We start from the raw sequence: 23859 nt of genomic DNA, 5'->3' as shown, positions 1-23859 counted from the left end.
TACTGAATATGGGGGTATGATAAATGTACTTTGACGGCATGTTCGTTTTGATTATTATCGCTTTTATCTTCTCGATGTGGGCTCAATTCCGCGTCAAGGGAACCTTTAAGAAATGGGCTGAAGTCGGAACAAGCACCGGGATGACAGGCTACGACGCCGCCAGACGTTTGCTGGACGCCAACGGCCTGCATGATGTTCCTGTCGAGCCGGTTCCTGGCACGCTGTCTGACCACTATGATCCGATCAACCGGGTTGTCCGCCTGTCTGAACCGGTATACTACGAGCGCTCCATCTCCGCCGTAGCGGTTGCCTGTCACGAGGTTGGCCATGCCATCCAGCACCAGGAACATTACCCGATGCTGGTTGCCCGCCACAAAATGTTCCCGGTCGTGAACATTGCCTCTGGTATTGCACCGTTCCTGCTCATTGCTGGCTTCCTGTTTGGCGCCATGAATCTCGTCGGCCTCGGGATCATCTTCTTCTCCGCTGCCGTGGCTTTCCAGCTCGTGACACTGCCGGTCGAATTTAACGCCAGCAACCGTGCTCGCCAGTTGATGATCCAAGAAGGATACATCGCCAATGACGAAGAGCGCGGCGTAGCGAAAGTGCTGAACGCAGCTGCCCTGACGTATGTGGCTGCCGCGCTGATCTCCTTGCTTGAGCTGATTCGTTACATTATGATCTTCACCAGCAATCGCGAATAAGGATCTAACTGCAACAATGATTCCGGTCATTGCATATACGAAAGAGGGAAGCGATTCTCGCAGCGCAAGCTGCAGGATCGCTTCCCTTCTTTTTTCATGCATCTATGATGGACTTTTCGGTTTTTTCTGAGTCTCCTTGGAAGTCGCATCCAGGCCAAAGTATTGAAGCAGAAACTTCCGAAATGCCTGGGCTACGGGAGGGAGCTTTTCATCAGCCCGGTGAATAAGACCGATTGAGCGCGTCACCTTCGGCTCCGAGATGCGAACCCTCGCAGGCTGGAGCGGGTTCGTCTGAAAGAGCGCCATCTCCGGCAGCAGGCTTACACCCATGCCCGCCGCAACCAGCCCGCGTATCGTATCGGTTTCCTCGCCTTCAAAGGCGATTTTCGGCGTGAATCCCGCTTCAAGGCAGGCATGCCATACAATCGGCCGCAACGAATAGCCCTTGCTGAAGAGCACAAAGCGCTCTTCCTTCAATTGCTCCAGCTTGATCGACTCCTCACCCGCAAGCGGATGGTTGGGCGGCAGAATCGCGAACAACTCCTCTGTCAGCACCACATCCCCATCCACCTGATCATGGCGGTCCGGAAATGGCGATACGAAAGCAAGATCCACCTCAGCCGAGATGACATCGCGTATCAATGTTGGAAACATCCCCTGCTTGAACCGAAATTTCACATTCGGGTACTTCTTCCGAAATTCGGCTACGATGGACGGTATAAGATGAATGCCCAGACTGTGGGGAAATCCAATCCGAACCTCCCCTTGTTCAGGGTCCAGAAACTCATGAATTTCCATCACAGCCCGGTCCAGATCCTTCATGATGCCTTCCACCCGTTTGCAAAACAGCTGGCCTACCGGAGTTAACTGCAAGTTCCGCCCCTTCTGCATGAACAGATTCACACCCAGCTCTTCTTCCAGCTGATGAATCTGCCTGCTGACTGCCGACTGGGCCACATGCAGCTCCTCTGCCGCTTGGGTAACGTGTTCCTTTTGCGCAACCTTTACAAAGTATTGCAACTGTCTTAATTCCACGATCTTGATCGCTCCATTCTCATTTCCCTAGAAAACTTAATATATCCTGCAACTTTCCCAACCAATTGCGGCACTACGGCATATCTGAAGTTCGCGTCTTGAACAGACGAATCATCAGCCCGTATATAAAGAATCCGCCGATCAATCCACCGATATGACCTGCCATGCTGATTCCCGGGGCAAAAGAGAAAACAACCCCGATAATAAGCAGCGTGTACAGCATTTTGCGCGACGCCTCATCCATCACATGACGCTGGAACAGCGCGATATACAGATAGGCGCCATATACGCCATAGATCGCGCCTGAGGCCCCGACGAGGAAGGTGTAGTGGTCCAGCTGCCGGGTGTAGTAAGCAAGCCCGATCGCATTGCCCAGCACGCCGCTCGCCAGGTAAAGCAATACGTATTTCCAGCTGCCCATGATCCGCTCCAGAGGCGGTGCGAATACGAGCAGTGCAAAACTGTTGAACAGCAGATGGTCAAATCCGTTATGGAGGAACATCGCGGTGAATAAGCGCCACAGCTCCCCGCTAACCTGCGGCAAATCCGATGCGGCGCCATACTTCAGCAGCGTTACATAATTTCTTGATCCGCCATCAAAAGACGTAATGATGAACATGACGAGATTGGCAATTAGCAGAAGAACGGTTACCGGATAGTAACGCAGATAGCTCTTCCAATTTTCATAACGAATAAATATCATAGCATCCTCCCATCCAAGCCGGCCTTGGATCATCCTTGTGGACATTCCCTTTTTAAAAAGATTATAATGTACCATGAACCCAATTACCAAATTTCAAAGAAACAAGGAGGAGATATTCATGGCTCAAGAACGTTCGGGAGCTGCCACATTCAAAGGTAATCCCATCACACTGATCGGCCCGGAGCTTAAGGTCGGTGATACAGCACCTGATTTTACGGTGAGCAAAAATCTGCTGGAGGACGCATCCCTGAAAGATTTTGCCGGAAAAATCAAACTGATCAGCGTTGTGCCTTCTCTGGATACCGGCGTTTGTGATGCGCAAACACGCCGATTCAACGAAGAAGCTGCCGGACTTGGAGATGATGTCGTTGTCATTACCATCAGCGTTGATCTTCCATTCGCCCAAGCACGCTGGTGCGGTGCGGCCGGCATTGATCGTGTCGTAACGCTGTCCGATTACAAGAACCGTTCCTTCGGAGAAGCGTACGGCGTCCTGATCAAGGAATTCCAGCTCGACATGCGCTCGATCTTTGTTCTGGATCAGAACGACAAAATCGCTTATGTGGAATACCTGAGCGAAATGACCGAGCATCCGAATTATGAAGCTGCAGTGGAAGCCGTGAAGGCGCTTCGTTAAGCCGCTGGCGGTTTACATAAATACGTGCACTTGATTAAAAAGCGGGAGAAGCTCTCCCGCTTTTTAATCTTTATACCGAAAGCAGCCTGTTGCCCGATTGATGTATATATACTCAGCTACGCTTCCACTTTATACTTGCTCAGCTTTTTATCCAGAACGGAGAACAGATTTAAAATTACACGGTAGTTCGCTCCGAGATCCCCCAGGGAACCGCGGGAAGCCGAATACATATCCACCGCACTGCGCACCGGATTGATCCCAAGCACAGAGACCGTGATATCCAGCGTACGGCCAAACGACGTTTTTTTCTCTAGTGTAATTTCTCCGACCGACTTGACTTCATGGAGCACTTTGTAGCCTGGAATTTTTTTAAGGGTCGAGGAAACCTCTTCAAAACACTTTTCTTTTGAAAGATTGTAATACCGCGTTTTCAGCTTTGGATCTTTAGCACGGTCGCTTGTGCCGTCATAGCTGCGCACGATACCGATTAGAACTCGTTTTAATGACAAAGACCGTTCCTCCTTTATAAATGACCGTTCCTTTCCATACTCTAGTTTAACATTGTTTATGCTTTCAGCAAACCTTTATATACAGCAAAAAGGCACCTCTTTATTTCGAAATTCCGAAATAAGAGATGCCCATTCATTCGTTGTACGAAACCCGCCTATGCCGTCCGGTATCATTGTCTTCGAACCTGCTATAGCAGGTGGGTGACCGCAGAAACGCTTATGAATTCCCCTTGTCATAAGTGACAGGGCTGTTCAGCCACGATTCAATATGAGTCTCCCTAGACATCGTCATTGGTTCAAAACAACGGAAAACCGAAACGAACATCGCAGGATGTAGTCTTATTATAGGGGGTTTTTTAGAAAAAGTAAACTAAGTGTTCTAGGATTTCGACTCTTTCCGGTCTTTCTTGACGGAATCTGCGCTGTCCAGCAGCTCCTGCTCCGTCTCAGTGTTCTCTTCTTCTGCGAGTCTCATCTTCTCCTGCTGCTCCTGCATTTTCATAAATGTGGCATAGAAGTTAAAGAAGGCGAGCAGTGCGATCAGACAGAACAGGAAGAACATAAAGAGCACCGGCATCTGAAAACCTATATAGATCAGAACCGCACTTCCCGCCAGCGTCGAGAACACCCGAAACGGACGAATCAGTGTCAGCAAAATCGAATTTTTCAGAATCTGTGTAATCTTCATCTCATAATGAACCGTCATCGAGAAGAAATTAAACAGCGATACAAACACCACCAGAAGCAGCACGAGCATCACGATGCCGACAAGCTGGAAGCCTTCCAGCTGGGTCATGTAGACGGTATAGTCAACATACATAATAACGAATAGAAGCGTATACACAATACCGCCAATCATACTGTGCTTGTAGTTCTCTTTGTACCCTTTAAAGAACGTTTTGAATACGGATACATCCGGATTGCCCATAACCCACTTGCGGACAACCGTAAACAGGGCCGCGGTGGCAGGAAACAGTACAAAAGGCGACAAAATGGCCAAAATCCAGTTCGATAGAAGCTGCTCATTATGGGCTTCCGGCGTCTGAACCGCCATCAAGTACTTGGTCAATAGAATAAACAGGAAAGGCGATGTGCAAAGAACCCACAGCACATTTGAAAAAGCGATACGGGTAATCCATTCGGTGAGCCTGTATAAGCCACCCATGGCTCCTTTCATTTCCAAGTCTTTTTCCTCCTCACTAAACATGCATGTATCTATAAATATACCTTATTTGCCCTGCCCGTGACCAGTGCCTAATTTATAGCGTCTGGGTACACGTCCAAACCGGATTCCGCAGCTTCTCATAATATGAACCATAACCAAGCAGTAATCCTTAAAGATGAAGGAGGAGTTTCAATGTCTTGTGTTGGTGGATATGGAGCAGGAGCTGGACTGTATGGAACGACTGGCATCGTTCTTGTTCTCTTCATTCTTCTGGTTATCATTCTGCGTGCTTTCTGGGTATAACGAATCCTATCAATTATAAACGTTACTAGGGTTTGGATATATGATTTCAAGGGCAAGCATGTGGCGAAGACGGTCTTGACGGACCGGGCTTCGTCTTTTTTCTGCGTTCGTGCCATTGGCGGCTGACGAACAAGCCTTGCAGCAACCGGTTAGACTATATCTATGTAAAAAAAGGCGCCGAAGCCATCGCTCTGTTGCAGAGCCTGACTTCGGCGCCTCTCGTGTTCATGCGCCTTCTACTGATTCGTTCAGCGCGGCTTATTCGTCTCCGCTGCGGTTGCTGCTGCGGCGATCTCCACCGCTATAGCTGCGCTCTCTGCGGTCGCTGCTGTTGCGGTTGCCGTCGCGGCTGCCGTAGCTGCGGTTGCCATCACGGTTGTAACCGCCCTTGGAGTATCCTCCGCGGTTGCCGCCGCCTTCGCGGTTCTGGCGATATCCGCCGCTGTTGCTGCGTCCGCCATATCCGCCGCTCGGCTTGCGTCCGCTGCGAATGTCCGGCTTGCGGCGCTTCGCGCGAATCGGATCTTCCGGTGTCAGATGGATATCCACCGATTCCTTCTTGTCACCGGTGAGCAGTTTCATCGCAGCTGCCAGCAGCTGTACGGAATCATACTGCTCAAGCAGTTGAATCGCAAGACCTTTGTATTCGGTCAATTCTCCCTGCTCGATAATTTCAAGCACACGCTCGGCGATGACGCGCTGCTTGCCTTCAATCGCTTCAGCCATCGTAGGCAGCGGCTTGCGCGGAATGCGCTGACGCGTCACGCGCTCGATGAAATACAGATGATCCATCTCGCGTGGTGTAACAAACGACCAGGCCGTTCCTTCCTTGCCCGCGCGCCCTGTACGGCCGATACGGTGTACATAGCTTTCCGGATCCTGCGGAAGGTCGAAGTTCACAACATGGGTTACGCCGGATACATCAAGTCCGCGCGCAGCTACGTCGGTTGCAACCAGAACGTCAATGCTGCCGTCACGGAACTTGCGCATTACGGTATCCCGCTGATGCTGGGACAGGTCACCGTGAAGTCCGTCTGCAGAATAACCGCGCTTCTGGAGCGCTTCTGCCAGCTCATCCACCCGGCGCTTGGTACGGCCAAATACGATCGCGAGCTCCGGAGACTCCATATCCAGCAGCCGGCTCAGCGCCTCGAATTTCTGGCGTTCAGGAACCTCGATATAAGCCTGATCAATCAGCGGCGCGCTAACATGCTTCGGAATCACCGATACATGCTCCGGATCCTTCAGAAACTGGGAAGCGAGCTTCTGAATGTTCGCCGGCATCGTGGCCGAGAAGAGCAGTGTTTGACGTTCCTCCGGCACGAGCTTGAGGATCGACTGGATGTCGTCCATGAAGCCCATATCCAGCATTTCATCCGCTTCATCCAGAACAACCGTCTGCACGTCGTCAAGACGAATCGTTTTTCTGTTGATATGGTCAAGTAAACGACCCGGCGTGCCGATAATAATTTGAGGCTTCTTTTTCAAAGCCCGGATCTGACGGCCGATATCCTGACCGCCATAAATTGCTAATGAACGAATGCCTTTGAAACGGGACAGTTTGCCGATTTCTTCCGCAACCTGAATGGCAAGCTCACGGGTTGGGGTCATAACGAGAGCGACGATTCGCTCTTCTTCCTTGGCAATCTTGTGGATCAGCGGCAGGCCGAATGCGGCCGTTTTACCGGTCCCCGTCTGTGCTTGTCCAATCATGTCCTTCCCTGTCAGGGCAATAGGAATCGATTGCGCCTGAATCGGCGTGGCTTCTTCAAAGCCAAGCTCGGTAATCGCTTGGAGCACGCGTGGCTCCAAACCAAAATCTGCGAAGTTTTTCAATAGGTTCATACTCCTTCTATCTGTGGGCATCCCACTTTCTTATCTGTATTCTCAAGTAGCGGTAACGTTTATAGGCTTTCCCGGCCAGCAGGATTTTCTGCATGGTGCAACCAAGTATATCTCTCATACGCCTGGTAAATGGCAGGCAATAATGTATAATCATCCTGATACCTTGCAAAGTTTTCATTGTAACGAACTACTCAAGAATATCCAATACATTATATCACAAAACGAAACCGGAATACCATCAAGCTTAAGAAAGTCATAATAACCGGGAGGTGATTCCTATGTTGAAGCGTCTATGGACCTATGCTGCAATCCTGTTTGGAGGAATTGTGATCGCGGCCGGATTCAATCTTTTTCTAATCCCCCACCACCTTCTCAGCGGGGGCGTATCCGGTATCGCGCTGCTCATTTCTTATTTTTCACCACTCAGCGTCAGCCTCATGTATTTTGTTCTGAACATCCCGATTCTGGTGACCGGCTGGTTTCAGCTCGGGAAACGATTTGTCGTGCTGAGTATCTTTTCTGTTATTGTCACCACCCTGTTCCTGGAGTTGATTCCGGTACAGGCTGTAGCTACGGACATGCTGCTCTCCTCCGTCTTCGGGGGCGTCCTGGTCGGATTTGGCACCGGGTTGTCATTCCGCGTGGGCGGCTCGACAGGCGGTTTTGATATTATCGGCTCGCTCGTGACCAAGTACCGGGATTTCCCGGTCGGAAGCGTGCTTGTTACCTTGAATGCGATCGTCATCCTGGCTGTCGCTTACCTGGACCAGGATTGGAATCTGGCGCTGGCCTCGATGGTCTCCATCTATGTCAGCGGAAAAATGATTGATTTGCTGCATATCAGCCATATCAAAGTGACGGTATTTATCGTCACCAACCAGACCGAAGCACTGCTGAGCAAGCTGCTGCAGCGGCCTAGAGGCGTCACGAAGATTAAAACCGAGGGCGCGTTTACCCATCGGGAAAAAGATATGCTGATGACCGTTACGACCCGCTATGAGCTGGCTGAGCTGCGGCGAATCATTACTGAGACAGACCCCGAGGCGTTTGTGAATGTCGTCGAAACCGTTGCTGTGATGGGACAATTTAGGCGCAACTGATCCCCTCAGGGATGAGCAATTGTTAATTTTGTGGTATAATATTGGTGCGGTGTTCCTACAATAGTCTTAAGAAAGCTTGAGCCAGGCACCATCCCCAGGCCCATTTTTATCTGTTTTTCCGTTTTACTGAAGACGTCCTGCCTAACCTAACATTCAAGGAAGGAAAGGGTGATTTTGATGGAAATGGAAACGGTAAGATTGTCACAGATCGTTATGAAGTGGTTCCCGGAGATGATCCCATTCTTCAGACAAAACGAACTCAACTCCATGATTGTTCTGAGGGACGGGCTGAATATCCTCGAACAGGAGGATGCGCTGGAGATCATTCAGTACAGCCTTTGTGAGCACCAGAGCCAAGCTCCGCTTCACTAATTTTTACACGTACAATTGCATGATTGCATTACAAAATGCCGTTATTCGTCCGGATGTTCCCGGCGGTAGCGGCATTTTTTGTTGCCTCTATATTTCCCTGCCACGCGGGGGTTTTTTTCTTCCTCCAGATGGCTCACCCGCCCCGGCTGACGTTTGAACCACCATTTCCCCGTTTAAAGACAAAGTACATACGGCACAGTATACAGTACAATGTAACAATCCTGTTCTTTTTCGTTTCTTCCATTCCATTATAATTTGATTGAACGTACACAAGGGAGAGGGAATAATATGAACATCATCTTGGCCTTCATCATCCTGGCCTCATCGGGTTTTGGCTTAACGGGGACAGATCAGCGTGAGGACACGCTTTCCACCATCATGCAATCATCCATTACCTCCGCCGTCATCCAAAGCAAGCAGCAGGTTCCAGGAAAGCCTGGCGTCAAGCAGAACACGACCGAAATCGATCCGCAGGCAGATGCCCCCAAAGTGAAGGGCGTTTACGTAACCGCCTACAGCGCAGGCGGCTCCAGAATGGATCAGCTCATCAACCTGATCGACGACACCGAGCTGAATGCGATGGTGATCGACATCAAGGATGACGAGGGCTACATAACGTACAAAACCGACAATCCGAAGCTGCTTGAGCTTGGGGATTCACAGCCCTTCATCAAAGACATCCATCAGCTGATGGACCGGCTTGAGAAGCATGATATTTATCCGATCGCCAGAGTCGTTGTGTTCAAGGATACGATATTGGCAAAGAAAAATCCCGAGCTCTCCTTCCGGAAGAGCGACGGCACCGTATGGAAAAATGGCGGTGGTGACAGCTTTGTCAATCCATACGAGCGCGAAGTATGGGAATACAACCTCGAAATCGCCAAAGAAGCGGCCAAGCTGGGATTTAAAGAGATCCAGTTCGATTATGTCCGTTTCCCCGAGGGATTTGAGAAAAGAGCCGATTCCCTCAAGTACACCAAAACCGAACAGTCCCGGGTCGATGTCGTAGCGGATTTTGTGCAGTACGCGCGCGAGGAGCTGGCCCCGATGGGCATCCGGGTGTCTGTCGACATCTTCGGTTATGCCGCCTCGGTTCCGGCAGCGGAAGGCATCGGTCAGGATTTTGTCAAAATATCCAAAAATGTCGACGTCATCAGCCCGATGGTGTATCCAAGCCATTATTCAGCCGGCTGGTACGGATCGCAAACGCCGGACAAGGCGCCGTATCAGGTCATCAAAGGCTCGATGGAGGATACGCACAAGAAGCTGGATGAGCTTGGCGAGAAAAAGCCGATCATCAGGCCCTGGATTCAGGATTTCACAGCCAGCTGGCTCGGCAGCGGGAATTATACGAAGTATGGGAAATTTGAAATCGAAGAGCAGATCCGGGCACTGAAGGATACCAATGTGGACGAATATCTGCTCTGGAACGCCTCCAACCGTTATACGGAAGGCGTTGACCACTAAGAAGCGATGACAGGTTCGGCTGCCTTGGGCGGCCGGGCTTTTTTTTTCGTAGGCGTGCTCGCGCCTCTCCCTGTTCACGATTTTAACAATAATCAGGTAGATAGCTGACAATGAATGTGATATGATGATTGCTGGCTGCATACGAAACGATGAACACACCTTGCATGGATATATGGATATGATGTCCGTGAATAGAGGCTCGGCGATAACCGGCATATACGTTCAGACCCAAGCGCTCCTTACAGCTCATCTCCCATGATGACTGCAGGGAGTGTGATTTTTTTGTGCAGCACATTTCGTTCATCATCATCCTACATCAAAGGCAGGCTATTTCTAATGTTGCAAACCACGACTATGCGCGGCAAGATGAAGCAGTTTGCGATTATCTTGATTCCGATCTTGATCACTCAGCTGGCTTTGTCAGCCATCAGTTTTTTTGATACCAACATGTCCGGACGATTCAGCTCGGTTGATTTGGCCGGCGTCGCCATCGCCACCAGCCTCTGGCTTCCGGTCCAGACCGGTCTCAGCGGCATTCTGATCGGCATCACCCCGATCGTGTCTCAGCTTATGGGCAGGCGCGAGGAAGCGGAAGTGCCCTATCAGGTGAATCAGGCGCTCTGGCTCTCGGCTGCGCTGGCTCTGATCGTCATTGGCGCAGGCTATGCGATTGTTCCTTCCATTCTGAACAGCATGCGTCTCGAGCCCGAGGTGCACCGCGTGGTAATCGAATATTTAACGGCCATTTCCTTCGGGATCATCCCGCTGTTTGCCTATACCGTACTGCGCAGCTTTATTGATGCGCTCGGGCAGACGCGCACATCCATGATCATTACGCTGATCTCGCTGCCGGTGAACGTGGTGCTGAACGCCATGTTCATTTACGGTTTGTGGTTCTTTCCGAGACTCGGCGGTGTAGGCGCGGGTGTCGCCTCGGCGATCACCTACTGGATCGTTCTGATGATTACCATTCTGATCGTCCATAGAGTTCATCCGTTCTCCGATTTCGGCATGTTCCGCAAGCTTAGCAAGGCATCGCTCAGCGCGTGGAAAGGCATTATGAAAATCGGGGTGCCCATCGGCTTCTCGATCTTCTTCGAGACCGCCGTATTCGCTGCGGTGACGCTGCTCATGAGCAGCTTTAACACGATGACGATCGCGGCACACCAAGCGGCGATGAACTTTGCCTCCACGCTCTATATGCTGCCGCTCAGCATCTGCATGAGCTTGACGATTGTAGTCGGGTTCGAAGCAGGCTCCGGGCGTATGAAGGATGCCCGGCAGTATGCCAAGCTCGGCATCGGCCTTGCTGTCCTGCTCTCGCTGGCAACCGCGATCATTCTGCTCGTCGCCGGGCGTCAGGTTGCCGGGCTGTATTCGAGCGAGCCGGAGGTTATCGCGCTTATTCAGCAGTTCCTGCTGTTCGCGATTTTCTTCCAGATTTCAGATGCCATCGCAACCCCGACACAGGGTGCGCTCCGCGGCTACAAGGATGTAAATGTGGCCTTTGTGCTCGCGTTTCTGTCCTATTGGGTGATCGGACTGCCCGTTGGGTACGTGCTGGCGAACTTCACAGAACTAGAGGCCTTCGGCTACTGGATCGGACTCATTACCGGCCTTGCCGTCGGGGCCACGCTGATGCTGCTGCGGCTGGTGAAAGTTCAGCGAAAGTTCGAGCGCGAGGCCAGCGGCACGAACACAAGCCAAGGTTGATCTCATTCGCACAGTCCGCGCCGATCGTCGGTTGTCATCGGCGCTTCGCTGCACGGCGCGGCTAACAAACCAACAAACAACAAGGTCGAGGATCGGGCTGATCAGCCCCTGTCCTCGACCTTGTTGTTTCGTTATTGGCGTATGTTTCAATTTCGAGCGTATAACCCACGCTTGCTGCTGTCCCTGATTATTGGGACAGACGCAGCGCCAGGTTGTACATCTCCATGTCAAACTGCTTCTTCGTGTTGACAACCTTGTCGATGTCGGTGAGCACCAGCTCTCCTTTAATAATACCGCAGCCTTTATCCGACTCGCCGTTAATCAAGCTGCGAACCGCGAAATCACCGAGACGGCTCGCCAGGTTCCGGTCAAACGGAGTCGGTGCGCCGCCGCGCTGGATATGTCCAAGCACCGTTACACGCGCATCGATGGACGCATGGCGTTCCTTCAATCCTTTGACGATATCTTCCCCGCGGCCTACACCTTCAGCAACGATGATAATGCTGTGGCGTTTGCCATTTGCGAAGTTCTCTCTCATCCGGTCAGCCACTTCATCCAGGTTGAACTCCACTTCAGGCACCAGAATCGTCTCCGCACCGGAGGCAAGACCGGAATGCAGGGCGATGTCACCGCAATGACGGCCCATAACCTCTACCACAGACGAACGGGCATGGGAAGACATCGTATCCCGAAGCTTGTTCACCGCATCCACCACAACGCTCACCGCTGTGTCAAACCCGATCGTATAGTCCGTATATGAAATATCATTGTCGATCGTGCCAGGCAGTCCCATCGTCTTGATGCCGAGCTTGCTCAGCTTGTTGGCACCTTGATAAGAACCGTCGCCGCCGATAACAACAAGACCGTCAATTCCGTTCTGTCTCAAAATGTCCGCGCCCTTCTGCTGTCCCTCGGCCGTCTTGAACTCTTCACAGCGAGCCGACTGCAGAATGGTTCCGCCCCGCTGGATAATGTCTCCGACGCTGCGCAGATCCATTTTGAAAATATCATTATTCAAAAGTCCCTGATACCCACGCTGAACCCCATACACTTCCAGCCCATGGTACAAGCCGCTGCGAACGACAGCACGAACGGCTGCGTTCATCCCCTGGGAGTCGCCCCCACTGGTAAGAACTGCGATTTTTTTAATTTCTGACATGATTCTTATTCCTCCTTAAGTGACTCATACTTTATGCTTGCGAATCCATCGGCTGTTGACAAAGAAAAATAACCGGGTCATCGGGCTTCTCTTCATCAGGCGCCTGGATACGGAGCGTACCAGCTGCTGCTCGCTGACTTTGGGGTCGGATAAATATAGGGCAAGTAGCCCCTCTATGATCATGCGATGAAAAGGGGTCGAGGGGATCGCCGTGACATCCTTCCGTGCCCACTCAACGATAGAAGCAATACGGTTTAGCATCGTATCCGCATCTTCGTAGTAATTGCAAAAGTTCAAATCGCCGCCCAGCCTGTCTTCGTCCTGATCAATCAGGTAATCCAGCATAATATGGAGACTGCATACGTTAGGAAAATAAGACCCATGAATGGTCGACGCATCCTCGTCATCCAGAAAGGGGTCGGTGGCGGCCAGAAACAGCATGAACACGCCGAGCGTCGAGCCCGTTGCCGCTGCAAACTCATTCCAGCGCAAATGCGGCGTCCGGTGCGCATGGCGGGACCACCATTCCAGCAATGCGGATTCTCTCTCTTGCGGATGGATGTGCTTGTACACTTGCAGATCGGTGTACAGCTCAGCCAGATCCCTTATGTAGGGCTGTGCCGCCTCATATCCAGGAAGCTCTGCAATCCGGTTCCGGCAGGTCTCTACAAGACGGGTCAGATATCCCCCATCCTCCTTCTCTGTCCGGAGCGAATAATAATCAGCCAGCTCGCTTCCCGGGGTGACGGCATCCAGCATCGATTGATGAAGCTGCCTGAAATCCGCGGGATCCAAAGAAGTGCTGCGGTCGCATAAATTATCCAGATAATCACTGATCGTCTGGTATGCCACAATGAGCGGAATAAGGATATGTTTGTCCGGGAGACTTGCCGCAGCATAGACCGCTCCCCCTTGACAGTGGAAGCGCTTGGTGTCGATGCTGGCCAGCGCCTGCCTCCGCAGCTCCTCATCCGGTATTCGTTCGGCTTCCTGACGCCACTTATCCAGTTCAATCCGCACTTCCGGCAATATGAATTTGTATACCCGGTTCATCAGCCCAAACGGGCTGCGCGGTACCTTACGGCTCAGCTCCTGATCATTCAATGAACTCTGCCTCCACACGGTTGTCTTTTATACCTATCCAAACCACACTTAATTATAATATGATCGTACATTTTGCACAAATAACAACCTTCATTGACTTTGGAATTTCGCCGGCGATATCGTGAATACAGGCATATATTCATCTATCTCCATTACGCAATATGTTATATACTTAGCGGAGTTGTCATTTGAAATAAAGATATGGAGAAGCTTTCGTTTATGAACAAGAAAACGATGCCCGCCGCGTCAGACCAGAACTGGCTGCGCGCGTTTATGTTTACGATATTCGGCTCCACCGCCCTGGTCATCTCATACTTTCCTTTGTATTACAAAAGCATCGGGTTCAGCAGCGCCCAGATCGGCTATCTGTATGCTATCGGTCCGCTGATCTCGATGTTCTCGAACATGATCTGGAGCTACGCCAGCGACAAATACCGTACGATCAAGCGCATTCTGACATTGCTGCTGATCGGCCAGCTTGTGCTGCTGCTTCTGCTCTGGCAGGTGTCAGGCTTCGCGCTGGTGTTCACCGTGATCAGCCTGTTCTATTTCTTCTATTATCCGGTCTATCCGCTGGCGGACACGATGGCCATCCAGACCGCGCAGCGCTACGGGCGCAGCTTCACGGTGATTCGCGTGTTCGGATCGCTCGGCTACGCTTTTTTTGCACTCGCGATCGGGTATGTCATCGGCGCTCAAGGGGTGTCCTGGACGCTGGCCATCGGCATTGCGCTCAGCGTATTTACGCTGCTGTTCTCCCTTCAGCTGAAAGACGGGGTCATGAACAAGGTCGAAGGCATGAATGCGGCGAACCTGCTGAGACTTTTGCGCTCCAGGGAGCTCTTGTGGTTCTTCGGGTGCACGCTCTGCCTGGCGCTCGCCCACCGCATGAACGAGGCCTTCTTCACGGTAACCCTGTCCCAGCTCGGGGCGGGAGAAGGACTGATTGGCTGGGCGCTCATGATTGCGGCTGTGAGCGAAATTCCGATTTTCTTTCTGCTGAGCAAATACGGCGACAACATCAAGGAACTTCCGCTGCTCGCTTTTGCCAGCCTCATGTTTGGACTGCGCTTTCTACTGATGGCGCTCGCGGCCGATCCAATCGTCGTGCTTGCCGTGCAGTGCCTGCACAGCATCACCTTCGGCGTCTTCTATGTAACGGCCGTCCGGTATATTACGCGGATGATGCCGCTCCAATTCAGGGCGACCGGCATGGCGTTGTTCACCATCTTCTGGTCCAGCGCTTCGGGGCTGATCAGCGGCGCCTTTGGCGGCATCCTGTTTGAACATGCCGGACGCCCCTTCTTCTACATGTTGGCGGCGATGTTGTCCGTGCTGGCTTTTGCCGGCTTCCTCGGCCGCCATCTGCTGGCGAAGCCTGGGCAGGTCTATGATGAAGGAATCGGGGGCTGACCTCCCCCCGGTTATAGGCTTGCCCCAAGCTTGGACCCGCACCGGGCCCCTGCACGCAAAAAAACACAGTTCCATGTAGGAACTGTGCTTCCATGCCTAGGTAATTCTATAAGATCTCCGCTTCGGAGTTGACTTACAGTTTTGTTACGTTGGCTGCTTGAGGACCGCGGTTGCCTTCTGTAATCTCGAACTCTACCGCTTGGCCTTCTTCCAAAGTTTTGAAGCCTTCTTCTTGGATTGCGGAGAAATGTACGAATACATCCTCGCCACCTTCAACGGAAATGAAGCCGTAACCTTTTTCTGCGTTAAACCATTTAACTGTACCTTTCAAATGAACAACCTCCTAAAAATACCGCCATCTATGGCGAATACCCATATTATATCCCATGTTTTCCTACATTGCAATCCGTCATTTTCCTATGCCGGGTTTTTTAGCATTTTTTAACGGAAGATCATTTGCTTTTCAACCCGCCATTGCGTTATCATTGACCCAAAAGCCTAAGTCGCAGACGGAGAAGGAATTGCCACATGATCAAAAAACATGAGATATACAAAAAAGACAAATGGAACATGATGACTGTTGAGGTCCAGGGACGCTACATTGTACTTCGGGAAATTTCCGATCAGTGGGGCGAGGATACACAAACCTTTATGAGCCGTCCGGCACTCATGCAGTGGGTGCAGCAACGCTTTCCTAAAGAGGAATTCGAAGGACGGGAAGAGGAATGGCAGCAAATCATGGACCGTTTCAAGCAGGTGTAAATGATGGATTACACAAATGCCGTTATTTTCATCATATTGGCCTTTAGCCTCGGGTTCATCATGATTATGAACAGGGATCGGATTCCGACCCAGTTAAGACGGGGAATGGCCCTCATTGCAGCTGTCATGGTCCTGTTTGCCTTTTACCTCATTGTATACAGTTTCTTAAGTTCGGGTTCCTCTTAAATAAGAATAAAGGATGAAACAGCGGATATCGCGGCATACTATGGCTCGATTGCTACTTTTTAGGAGGATGCCATATGAGATGTTTTAAGGTGCTGTGCGTTGCCGCAGCGCTGACGCTAATCCCTTGTACCGCTGTCTCATCCGCTGTTCCGAGAGCGGAAGCCGCCCGAACTTCATTTCATACCTATCATCTAAGGAGGATTCCTATGGAAAAATTATTGAAGCGCTCTGAAGTTCCCGCTGAGCATAAATGGAAGCTGGAGGATTTGTTTGCCGATCAGAAAGCATGGGATGAGAGCTACGCGAATGTCCGCGAACTGCTGAAGCGCACCCATGAATTTCACGGAAAACTGAACAGCGCCGAAGCGATCAAATCCTGCTTCGAGCTCGAAGACGAAATTTCCTACCATACCGAGCGGCTATACGTGTACGCCCATCTGCATCATGATGAGGATACGGCCAACCCTACATACCAAGCTCTTTCTTCGAAAGCCAAGAAACTCAATGTCGAAGTCGGCGAAGCGCTCTCCTTCATTACGCCGGAGATTCTTGCATTGTCCGACGCCGAGCTCGACAAGCTGATTGCCGATCCGAGCCTTCAGGATTACCGTTTTACCCTGACGGAGATGAAGCGTGAGAAAGCGCATGTCCTGTCCAAAACCGAGGAGGCGCTGCTGGCCCAGGTCGGCAACCTGTCTACTGCCCCGCAGACGATCTTCGGCATGATGAACAATGCGGACATGAAATTTCCGAAGATCATGAACGAAGAAGGCAAGGAAGTCGAGCTGACACACGGAAACTACATCCAGTTCCTCGAGAATCCGAACCGTGAAGTGCGCGAGCGTGCATTCAAAGCGGTGTATGAAACATATGGCAAGCAGAAGAACACGCTTGCGGCGACCTTGAATGCTAATGTGAACAAGAACATGTTCTACTCCCGGGTTCGCAAATACCCTTCCGTGCTGGAAATGTCCCTGTATGGCGACAACATTCCGAAGGAAGTGTACACGAATCTGATCGACACCATCCATGAGAGCCTTCCGCTGCTTCACCGTTACATGGAGCTGCGCAAGAAGCTGCTCGGCGTGGATGAACTGCATATGTATGACCTGTTCGCACCGCTGGTGGAAGAATACAAATGGGATATTACCTACGACGAGGCCAAGCAGATGACCATCGAGGGTCTGGCTCCGCTCGGCGAAGATTATTTGAACAACCTGAAGGCCGGTTATGACAATGGCTGGATCGACGTGTACGAGAACGAGAACAAACGGACCGGCGCATACAGCTGGGGCGCATACGGTACCCACCCATATGTGCTTCTGAACCACAAGGACAATCTGAACAGCATGTTCACCCTTGCCCATGAAATGGGTCACGCGCTCCACTCGTTCTACTCGGACACGAACCTGAAATACCGGGACGCGCAGTACACGATCTTCCTCGCGGAAGTGGCCTCGACAACCAATGAGGCGCTGCTTATGGATTACCTGCTGAAAAACGCAACCGATCCGAAGCAAAAAATGTACCTGCTCACCTACTATGCCGATCAGTTCCGTACAACCGTGTTCCGTCAAACGATGTTTGCCGAATTCGAGAAGCTTGTGCATGACCGGGCCGAAAGCGGCGAATCGCTGACAGCTCAGGATCTGTCTGACATTTACTATGATCTGAACGTGAAGTACCACGGCAAAGGCATGGCGGTCGATAAAGAAATCGCGATGGAATGGGCGCGTATCCCGCATTTCTACACCAGCTTCTACGTGTACAAATATGCTACCGGATTCTCGGCAGCGACCAGCTTCTCCAAGCAAATTCTTGAAGAAGGCCAGCCTGCTGTGGACCGCTACCTTGGCTTCCTGAAGAGCGGGGGCAGCGATTATTCCATCAACATTCTGAAAAAAGCCGGTGTTGACATGTCTTCGCCGGAACCGATTCGCGAAGCGATGAGCGTGTTCGAAGACATTATCCGTCAGATGGAAGAGCTGACCCGATAATTCGTACCTGCCAGGCGGCCGGTACGACATGCTCCATAAAATCCCTTGCCCCATGGCGGCAAGGGATTTTATACTGTTGTGGAAGGAGGTGTCCATATGAAAATGCAATGGTCACTGATCGCAGGGCTAATATTCGCACTGCTGACGGCCATTTTTGCCGTGATCAATGTGGATCCGGTGCAAGTCAATCTGCTGTTCGCCAAGGTTTCGATCCCGCTGATTCTGCTCATTATCGGCTGCACATTGATCGGGGGGATCATCGTCGGCTCTTACGGGATATACCGCCAATATCAGATGCAGAAGGAGATCAAATCCCTGGCCGGACAGCTCATACATATTCAGGAGGTCACAGGATATACACCTGAAATTCCGCAAAGGGAGACCGAGGCCGAGTCACAGGACAGTGAATCAGACCGCGCACCGGAAGAAAGCAAGTAGCAGACCTAAACAAAAAACACGAATTGAATTAAAGGAGTTTTCTCTATGTCTATCCAGCCGAATGAAGATTATATTTTGAGTTTGCTGACCGAGCTTCTGGACACCCCGAGCCCGACCGGTTATACCGCCCATATTATGAAACGCATTGAGCAAGAGGCAGCAAAGCTCGGCATCGATTTTCAATATAACGAGAAAGGCGGTGCTATTCTAAGCGTCCCTGGCACCGACGGCAGCCGAACCATTGGTCTCAGCGGCCATGTGGACACGCTAGGCGCGATGGTTCGCTCGATCAACACCGACGGCACGCTCCGCCTGACCCGCGTCGGCGGCTTCATGATGAACAGCATCGAGAACGAATATTGCCAAATCCACACCCGCGCCGGCAAGGTATACACCGGAACGATTATGACAACGAAGCCGTCTGTCCACGTCTTCAACGATGCCCGCACATTTGAACGTGAGGAAAGCCATATGCAGGTCCGAATAGACGAGCAGGTTGAGAACGCTGATGATGTGAAGAAGCTTGGCATCGGCGTCGGTGACTTTATCTCCTTCGATGCCCGGCCGGTCATCACGCCAAGCGGCTACATCAAATCCCGGCATCTGGATGACAAGGCAAGCGTAGCTGCCCTCTTCGGTCTGCTGGAATCGATGAAGCGGGACAACTGGAGCCCGCGCCATCACGTGAAAATTCTCATTTCCAACTACGAGGAAGTTGGGCACGGCGCGGCCTATATTCCATCCGATATCAGCGAGATGATTGCGGTGGATATGGGATGCATCGGCGATGATCTCAGCTGCAAGGAGACCGATGTATCGATCTGTGCCAAGGATTCCTCAGGCCCTTATGATTATGAAATGACTTCTCGCCTGATCCGTCTGGCAGAGCAAGAAGGCATACCGTACGCGGTCGACATCTACCCGAACTACGGCTCCGATGCCTCAGCAGCCCTCTCCGCCGGAAGCAATATCCGGGCCGCGCTGATCGGTCCGGGCGTGCACGCATCGCACGCGATGGAGCGAACGCACAAGCAGGCTGTGCTGAACACGACCCGCTTGCTCGCCGCGTATGTAGCTGAATAGCAGGCCGCATCCCTGAGCCCTGAGCTCGATACTATGAAAGTACCCGATGGACCGAGATATGAATGAAATCTTCTGACAACCTATAGACCAGAGATTGACATGGGCTCGGACGTTGGAGACGCTGTCCAGCAATTGGACAAAAAGGCGGTTCTCGAAATTATTCTCGAGAACCGCCTTTTTCTTATTCTATAACAGGAATGGTCATTTCCAATTCCTTGATGTACGTTTTGTCGCCATAGCTATCTTTACCTTGGCCGACAACGCTCCAATCCTTTTTGTTTACTGTAAGTGTAAACGGCTTAATGGTAAGTTGCTTCGGCGTCCCTTTAACCGGACTGTACAGCTGATCAACATGGTATTCCGTTTTTGGCTCACTGTTGAAATATCCGAACTTATCGTGGGTTAACAGATTGCCTTCCTCATCTACAATATCGTAATACATCATGCTGGCGATCAAATCGCCGGTTTGTTCCGCGGATCTTGGCACCATCCCAGTGCTGTCAATGACCAGCTGGGTCGTTACCGGCGTGAGGGAAATCTGTTTGACTGTGTAACTGAAACCATCATAACTTTGGGTAGCGTTCGGCTTGAGCAACACGGCATCGTTCTCGATTTTCACCGGAACCTTGAATTCGAAGGCTTCATCAACGCCCGTCACTTCGACCCGAATCGTCAGCTCAAATTCATTGCCCCAAGCTGCTTTGTCGTTTAACTGCCACTCTGCGCGGAAAGCATTATCTCGAAGAGGGTAATCTCCAAAGCTGCCTGTACTGGCTCCCCCTTCACTGAACTTGAATTCTTTGCCGTCGATAAGTATCGTCGTTCCTGCCGATTTAATATACCCTTTTGGCATTTCGTCTTCAGGCTTTTCCCTTTCGCTTAAAGGTGCGACCGTTCCCTCAAGGTCCACCCCTTCCCGGTCCAGCACAAAGGACAATCTCGTTCCGTCATACAGCAGATCGCTCAATTTCAGCGTTACGCCATCCTGCGTTACACTCATATTCGGATCACTGACGATTCCTTGATCCAAAGCGGCTTTCACGCTTTCCTCTGAGGTGCCTTTAAAGAGCGTACCGAACACCGGAACCTGCTTAAGAGCATCTGCCATCACCGGGGACACGAAGCCGGAACCGATAATCCCTCCTCCGAGAACTGCGGCTGCCGAAGCGGCCACGATTGTGCGTTTCCACATTTTCCCTTGTCTTGAAGCCTTGTTACTTGTTCTGCTCATTTCCATCTCTCCTATTCGATTCATAATTTTTGAACTCATGCTTTCTCTTGGCATCGACGAATGGCGGATCATCCGCTCGATGTCCTCCATTTCAGCGGATTCCATGCGATTCGGCAAATGTACCATGGGCCAACACTCCTTTTTCTTTTGCTTTTGCCATCAACTTTTTGCGTATTCGCTCATACTTCTTGCGCAAGGTCGCGGGCTTGATCCCCATTACTTCTGCAATCTCCTCAAAATGGTATTCCTCTACCGATTTGAGCAGTAGAATATGACGCTCCTCTGCTGTGAGATACGTTAATAGTTCCTCAACCGCCGACTGATGCGGGGAAATATCCTGTACCATATGCTGTTCTTGGCAGCGCTCAATCAGTTTTACGATTCGGCCCTGTTTCTTCTTTATATTGATCAGATGATGGTAGGCTACCTTGTATAACCAGGCAGAAAAGGATACTTGATTGCTGTACTGATGAAGATTAGTATAGGCCCTGATAAAAATTTCCTGAACCGCATCCTCCGTCTCTTCGTGATTTCGCAGAATATAATAACAATACGTGTACATCTGCCGTTCAAACTGGCGAATAATTGGAGCATAGGCCTCCTTGTCTCCAGCCTTAACCCGCTCTATAAGCCATTCGATTTTTTGGTTCTTGCCCATAGCTTCCCCGGGGATTACAGGATGCAAGAAGCTCACCTCCTTTGCTGTTTACATTTATATAACAACTTGAATTCGCTGTTTTGTGACAAGCCCATCAAATTTGCATGGTCATTGATCCGGTCATAAGTCACCCAAGAAAAAGAGAATGGCGCTATTTCTTCGCCAGACATGAATCAAATCTGCCGGAAATAGCGCCAAAATTCCTTTATTATATTTCGGGAGTCCTTAGACTCCGGAATTGTCCATGGTGGGTGCTTTACCGGTAGAGATAAAGCTTCCAGATTTACGTATTTCGCTGGGCTTCAATTTTCTCTGCCAGTTCATTCAGATACGTCCAGCGCTCCATCAGATGCTCCAGCTCGGCCTCCGTCTCCTGCTGCGCCTGCATCAGCTCCTGAAGGCGGGCTGCGTCGCTGACTGCCTGTTCCATCTCCTGCAGGATGTCCTGCAGCTTGCGCTCGGTCTGCTCTATTCTGTCGTCGATCTGTTCATATTCACGCTGCTCATTGTAACTGAATTTCAATCGCTCCCTGGCTCCTTGCCCGGATGGACCCGGCCGGTCATGCTGTCCCGGCTCCGAGGCTTCCGATTCGCGGGCCGAACCGGCTGCGCCCGCAACGTGACGGGTCCCCTTCGCCTGATCTTCCGCCGAGCCGCCAAACTTTGCGATCCATTCCGCATATTCGGTGTAAGCTCCGACATGGACCCTAACCTTCCCGTCGCCTTCGAAGGCCCAGATTTTGTCCGCGGTACGATCCAGGAAGAAGCGGTCATGGGAAACGACGATGACCACGCCCGGGAACTCGTCCAGATACTGCTCCAGCACCGACAGCGTCTGGATATCCAGATCGTTGGTCGGCTCATCGAGCAGCAGCACGTTCGGTGCGCTCATCAGCACGCGCAGCAAGTATAGCCTGCGCTTCTCTCCTCCCGACAGCTTGGCAATCGGCGTCCACTGCATCGTCGGGGAGAACAGGAAGCGCTCAAGCATCTGCGCAGCCGTAATCGGCGTTCCGTCCGCCGTCCGGACCACCTCCGCCTCGTCCTTGATATACTCAATAACGCGCTGGGTGTCGTCCATCTCCTGATGCTCCTGTGTAAAATAGCCCAGCTTCACCGTTGGCCCCAGCGTAACCGTGCCGCTATCGGGCTGCAGCTTCCCGGCAATCATGTTCAGAAGCGTCGATTTTCCGCTTCCGTTCGGGCCGACGATGCCAATCCGGTCCCCCGGAACGGCGATATAGGAAAAGTCCTGAATCAGCACCTTCTCATCCGTCTGCTTATGCAGATGCTCCAGCTCCACAATTTTGCGTCCCAAGCGCGAGGATGCCACGGACACATCCAGTTCCCCGGACTGGTGAACCAGCTCCTGATCCTTGAGCTTCTCGAAGCGTTCGATTCTGGCCTTTTGCTTCGTCGTGCGGGCTTTGGCCCCTCGCCGTATCCAGGCCAGCTCGCTTCGGAGCAGATTTTGCCGCTTCTGCTCAGCCGCTGCCTCGCGCTCCTCCCGCTCGGCCTTCAGCTCAAGGAATCGGCTGTAGTTCGCTTCATATCGAAACAGCCGTCCGTGATCCAGCTCCAGCATGACGTTGGCTACCCGATCCAGGAAATAGCGGTCATGCGTAATCATAAGCAGCGCTCCCCGCCGCTTCTGCAAATACTGCTCCAGCCAAGCCACCGATTCGTTGTCGATATGGTTGGTTGGCTCATCAAGAATAAGCAGATCGGATGGCTGAATGAGTGCGGCAGCCAGTGCAACCCGCTTGCGTTGTCCGCCGGAGAGCGCTCCCATTTTGGCATCATAAGACCGGATTCCCAGCTTGGACAGGATGCTCTTGGCATCACTTTCAAACTGCCATGTCTGCAGCTCGTCCATCTTCGCATTAAGCGCAAGCAGCTTCTCTTGAAGCTCGGCATTGCCGGGATTCAGCTCCAGCAGTTCCATCGTCTCCGTGTAATCGCGGACGAGCTTCATCTCCGGAAGATCACCGTCGAATACTTGCTGAAGCACCGTTTTGTCCGGGTCGAAGTCCGGATTCTGCGCTAGATATTGCACGCGAATCCGGTTTCCGATCGTAATCTTGCCGGCATCGGCCGGCTCCAGGCCGGCAATCACCTTGAGAAAGGTTGATTTGCCCGTTCCGTTCACCCCGATAACTCCAATTTTATCCTGATCCTCCATGCCAAAGGAGGCGTCCTGAAACAGAATTTTGTCTCCATAGCTTTTGCTTAACTGCTGAACGGTCATAATATTCATGTAACTGATCCCTACTTA

24 protein-coding genes and 1 other RNA gene are annotated in these 23859 nt (G+C 51.6%); 13 read left to right on the top strand and 12 right to left on the bottom strand.

Annotation, left to right across the window (positions count from 1 at the left end; genetic code table 11):
• Positions 1-23 precede the first annotated feature (23 nt).
• Positions 24-704 (top strand): zinc metallopeptidase, encoded by a 681-nt coding sequence (locus MKX64_RS18030; protein WP_341036881.1) that lies wholly within the window; start codon positions 24-26, stop codon positions 702-704.
• Positions 705-806: 102 nt separating this feature from the next.
• Here MKX64_RS18030 and MKX64_RS18025 read toward each other — a convergent pair whose 3' ends face one another.
• Together MKX64_RS18025 and MKX64_RS18020 are read right to left on the bottom strand one after the other, a co-directional pair.
• Positions 807-1739 (bottom strand): LysR family transcriptional regulator, encoded by a 933-nt coding sequence (locus MKX64_RS18025; protein ID WP_095263998.1) that lies wholly within the window; start codon positions 1737-1739, stop codon positions 807-809.
• Positions 1740-1812: 73 nt separating this feature from the next.
• Positions 1813-2442 (bottom strand): rhomboid family intramembrane serine protease, encoded by a 630-nt coding sequence (locus MKX64_RS18020; protein ID WP_095398000.1) that lies wholly within the window; start codon positions 2440-2442, stop codon positions 1813-1815.
• A 118-nt stretch (positions 2443-2560) separates the two neighbouring features.
• Here MKX64_RS18020 and tpx point away from each other — a divergent pair, with 118 nt between their 5' ends.
• Positions 2561-3079 carry a thiol peroxidase gene (tpx, locus tag MKX64_RS18015; protein WP_095397967.1) on the top strand — a complete coding sequence of 173 codons (519 nt, stop codon included), beginning with the start codon at positions 2561-2563 and terminating at the stop codon, positions 3077-3079.
• A gap of 116 nt (positions 3080-3195) precedes the next feature.
• Here tpx and MKX64_RS18010 read toward each other — a convergent pair whose 3' ends face one another.
• The 3 genes from MKX64_RS18010 to MKX64_RS18000 form a co-directional block, all read right to left on the bottom strand.
• Positions 3196-3588 (bottom strand): DUF1499 domain-containing protein, encoded by a 393-nt coding sequence (locus MKX64_RS18010; protein WP_095263995.1) that lies wholly within the window; start codon positions 3586-3588, stop codon positions 3196-3198.
• A gap of 144 nt (positions 3589-3732) precedes the next feature.
• Positions 3733-3924, bottom strand: a non-coding RNA gene (ssrS, locus tag MKX64_RS18005) — 6S RNA.
• Positions 3925-3967: 43 nt separating this feature from the next.
• Positions 3968-4771, bottom strand: coding sequence for a YesL family protein (locus tag MKX64_RS18000; protein WP_095263994.1), 804 nt, complete (start codon positions 4769-4771; stop codon positions 3968-3970).
• A 174-nt stretch (positions 4772-4945) separates the two neighbouring features.
• Between MKX64_RS18000 and MKX64_RS17995 the strand changes: the two genes are divergently transcribed.
• Positions 4946-5056, top strand: coding sequence for a sporulation protein YjcZ (locus MKX64_RS17995; protein ID WP_196426406.1), 111 nt, complete (start codon positions 4946-4948; stop codon positions 5054-5056).
• A 258-nt stretch (positions 5057-5314) separates the two neighbouring features.
• On the opposite strand, the gene MKX64_RS17990 is transcribed toward MKX64_RS17995, so the two are convergent.
• Positions 5315-6892, bottom strand: coding sequence for a DEAD/DEAH box helicase (locus tag MKX64_RS17990; RefSeq protein WP_095263993.1), 1578 nt, complete (start codon positions 6890-6892; stop codon positions 5315-5317).
• 287 nt (positions 6893-7179) lie between these two features.
• Between MKX64_RS17990 and MKX64_RS17985 the strand changes: the two genes are divergently transcribed.
• The 4 genes from MKX64_RS17985 (at position 7180) to MKX64_RS17970 (ending at position 11553) form a co-directional block, all read left to right on the top strand.
• Positions 7180-8001, top strand: coding sequence for a YitT family protein (locus MKX64_RS17985; protein WP_095397966.1), 822 nt, complete (start codon positions 7180-7182; stop codon positions 7999-8001).
• A 177-nt stretch (positions 8002-8178) separates the two neighbouring features.
• Positions 8179-8373 (top strand): hypothetical protein, encoded by a 195-nt coding sequence (locus MKX64_RS17980; protein WP_095264046.1) that lies wholly within the window; start codon positions 8179-8181, stop codon positions 8371-8373.
• Positions 8374-8661: 288 nt separating this feature from the next.
• Complete coding sequence (locus MKX64_RS17975) at positions 8662-9840, top strand: putative glycoside hydrolase (RefSeq protein WP_155617677.1); 1179 nt, start codon at positions 8662-8664, stop codon at positions 9838-9840.
• Between the two features lie 336 nt (positions 9841-10176).
• On the top strand, positions 10177-11553 hold the full coding sequence (locus MKX64_RS17970) for an MATE family efflux transporter (RefSeq protein ID WP_155617678.1): 1377 nt from the start codon (positions 10177-10179) through the stop codon (positions 11551-11553).
• A 187-nt stretch (positions 11554-11740) separates the two neighbouring features.
• Here the strand turns inward: MKX64_RS17970 and pfkA are convergent, their stop codons facing one another.
• Positions 11741-12712, bottom strand: a complete 972-nt coding sequence (gene pfkA, locus MKX64_RS17965) for a 6-phosphofructokinase (protein ID WP_095263988.1) — start codon at positions 12710-12712, stop codon at positions 11741-11743.
• A 24-nt stretch (positions 12713-12736) separates the two neighbouring features.
• Positions 12737-13816 carry a tetraprenyl-beta-curcumene synthase family protein gene (locus MKX64_RS17960; protein ID WP_095263987.1) on the bottom strand — a complete coding sequence of 360 codons (1080 nt, stop codon included), beginning with the start codon at positions 13814-13816 and terminating at the stop codon, positions 12737-12739.
• A 219-nt stretch (positions 13817-14035) separates the two neighbouring features.
• Between MKX64_RS17960 and MKX64_RS17955 the strand changes: the two genes are divergently transcribed.
• On the top strand, positions 14036-15229 hold the full coding sequence (locus tag MKX64_RS17955) for an MFS transporter (RefSeq protein ID WP_230875623.1): 1194 nt from the start codon (positions 14036-14038) through the stop codon (positions 15227-15229).
• Positions 15230-15362: 133 nt separating this feature from the next.
• Here MKX64_RS17955 and MKX64_RS17950 read toward each other — a convergent pair whose 3' ends face one another.
• Positions 15363-15560, bottom strand: a complete 198-nt coding sequence (locus tag MKX64_RS17950; protein WP_028405178.1) for a cold-shock protein — start codon at positions 15558-15560, stop codon at positions 15363-15365.
• Between the two features lie 197 nt (positions 15561-15757).
• On the opposite strand from MKX64_RS17950, the gene MKX64_RS17945 reads away from it, so the two are divergent.
• From MKX64_RS17945 to MKX64_RS17925, 5 genes are all read left to right on the top strand, one after another.
• Entirely contained in the window at positions 15758-15991 is a 234-nt protein-coding gene (locus tag MKX64_RS17945; protein WP_095263986.1) for a hypothetical protein, read from the top strand.
• A 3-nt stretch (positions 15992-15994) separates the two neighbouring features.
• Positions 15995-16177: a hypothetical protein gene (locus tag MKX64_RS17940; RefSeq protein WP_095264044.1), complete on the top strand. Its 183-nt coding sequence runs from the start codon at positions 15995-15997 to the stop codon at positions 16175-16177.
• 206 nt (positions 16178-16383) lie between these two features.
• Positions 16384-18174 carry an oligoendopeptidase F gene (gene pepF, locus MKX64_RS17935; RefSeq protein ID WP_095263985.1) on the top strand — a complete coding sequence of 597 codons (1791 nt, stop codon included), beginning with the start codon at positions 16384-16386 and terminating at the stop codon, positions 18172-18174.
• 96 nt (positions 18175-18270) lie between these two features.
• Positions 18271-18612: a LapA family protein gene (locus tag MKX64_RS17930; RefSeq protein WP_095263984.1), complete on the top strand. Its 342-nt coding sequence runs from the start codon at positions 18271-18273 to the stop codon at positions 18610-18612.
• 45 nt (positions 18613-18657) lie between these two features.
• Entirely contained in the window at positions 18658-19695 is a 1038-nt protein-coding gene (locus tag MKX64_RS17925) for a M42 family metallopeptidase (protein ID WP_341036869.1), read from the top strand.
• Between the two features lie 181 nt (positions 19696-19876).
• Here the strand turns inward: MKX64_RS17925 and MKX64_RS17920 are convergent, their stop codons facing one another.
• The 3 genes from MKX64_RS17920 to MKX64_RS17910 all read right to left on the bottom strand — a co-directional run bounded on the left by MKX64_RS17920 (position 19877) and on the right by MKX64_RS17910 (position 23841).
• Positions 19877-20926, bottom strand: a complete 1050-nt coding sequence (locus tag MKX64_RS17920; RefSeq protein ID WP_341036867.1) for a DUF4179 domain-containing protein — start codon at positions 20924-20926, stop codon at positions 19877-19879.
• A gap of 91 nt (positions 20927-21017) precedes the next feature.
• The gene (locus tag MKX64_RS17915) at positions 21018-21611 is read right to left on the bottom strand and encodes an RNA polymerase sigma factor (protein WP_341036866.1); all 594 of its coding nucleotides are present in this window, start codon (positions 21609-21611) and stop codon (positions 21018-21020) included.
• Positions 21612-21867: 256 nt separating this feature from the next.
• Positions 21868-23841: an ABC-F family ATP-binding cassette domain-containing protein gene (locus tag MKX64_RS17910; protein ID WP_341036864.1), complete on the bottom strand. Its 1974-nt coding sequence runs from the start codon at positions 23839-23841 to the stop codon at positions 21868-21870.
• Positions 23842-23859 lie beyond the last annotated feature (18 nt).

Source organism: Paenibacillus sp. FSL M8-0334 (assembly GCF_038000405.1).
GTDB classification, from domain to species: Bacteria; Bacillota; Bacilli; order Paenibacillales; family Paenibacillaceae; genus Paenibacillus_AQ; species Paenibacillus_AQ campinasensis.
Note: the sequence above shows the minus strand (reverse complement) of the source record. Positions and strands in the feature narration are given on the sequence as shown.

Bases quoted from the DNA above. Each gene is read 5' to 3' on its own strand.
- MKX64_RS18030 (WP_341036881.1), top strand. From the start codon at position 24: ATGTACTTTGACGGCATGTTCGTTTTGATTATTATCGCTTTTATCTTC.
- MKX64_RS18020 (WP_095398000.1), bottom strand. From the start codon at position 2,442: ATGATATTTATTCGTTATGAAAATTGGAAGAGCTATCTGCGTTACTAT.
- tpx (WP_095397967.1), top strand. From the start codon at position 2,561: ATGGCTCAAGAACGTTCGGGAGCTGCCACATTCAAAGGTAATCCCATC.
- MKX64_RS17995 (WP_196426406.1), top strand. From the start codon at position 4,946: ATGTCTTGTGTTGGTGGATATGGAGCAGGAGCTGGACTGTATGGAACG.
- MKX64_RS17985 (WP_095397966.1), top strand. From the start codon at position 7,180: ATGTTGAAGCGTCTATGGACCTATGCTGCAATCCTGTTTGGAGGAATT.
- MKX64_RS17980 (WP_095264046.1), top strand. From the start codon at position 8,179: ATGGAAATGGAAACGGTAAGATTGTCACAGATCGTTATGAAGTGGTTC.
- MKX64_RS17975 (WP_155617677.1), top strand. From the start codon at position 8,662: ATGAACATCATCTTGGCCTTCATCATCCTGGCCTCATCGGGTTTTGGC.
- MKX64_RS17970 (WP_155617678.1), top strand. From the start codon at position 10,177: ATGTTGCAAACCACGACTATGCGCGGCAAGATGAAGCAGTTTGCGATT.
- pfkA (WP_095263988.1), bottom strand. From the start codon at position 12,712: ATGTCAGAAATTAAAAAAATCGCAGTTCTTACCAGTGGGGGCGACTCC.
- MKX64_RS17955 (WP_230875623.1), top strand. From the start codon at position 14,036: ATGAACAAGAAAACGATGCCCGCCGCGTCAGACCAGAACTGGCTGCGC.
- MKX64_RS17945 (WP_095263986.1), top strand. From the start codon at position 15,758: ATGATCAAAAAACATGAGATATACAAAAAAGACAAATGGAACATGATG.
- MKX64_RS17940 (WP_095264044.1), top strand. From the start codon at position 15,995: ATGGATTACACAAATGCCGTTATTTTCATCATATTGGCCTTTAGCCTC.
- pepF (WP_095263985.1), top strand. From the start codon at position 16,384: ATGGAAAAATTATTGAAGCGCTCTGAAGTTCCCGCTGAGCATAAATGG.
- MKX64_RS17930 (WP_095263984.1), top strand. From the start codon at position 18,271: ATGAAAATGCAATGGTCACTGATCGCAGGGCTAATATTCGCACTGCTG.
- MKX64_RS17925 (WP_341036869.1), top strand. From the start codon at position 18,658: ATGTCTATCCAGCCGAATGAAGATTATATTTTGAGTTTGCTGACCGAG.
- MKX64_RS17920 (WP_341036867.1), bottom strand. From the start codon at position 20,926: ATGAGCAGAACAAGTAACAAGGCTTCAAGACAAGGGAAAATGTGGAAA.
- MKX64_RS17910 (WP_341036864.1), bottom strand. From the start codon at position 23,841: ATGAATATTATGACCGTTCAGCAGTTAAGCAAAAGCTATGGAGACAAA.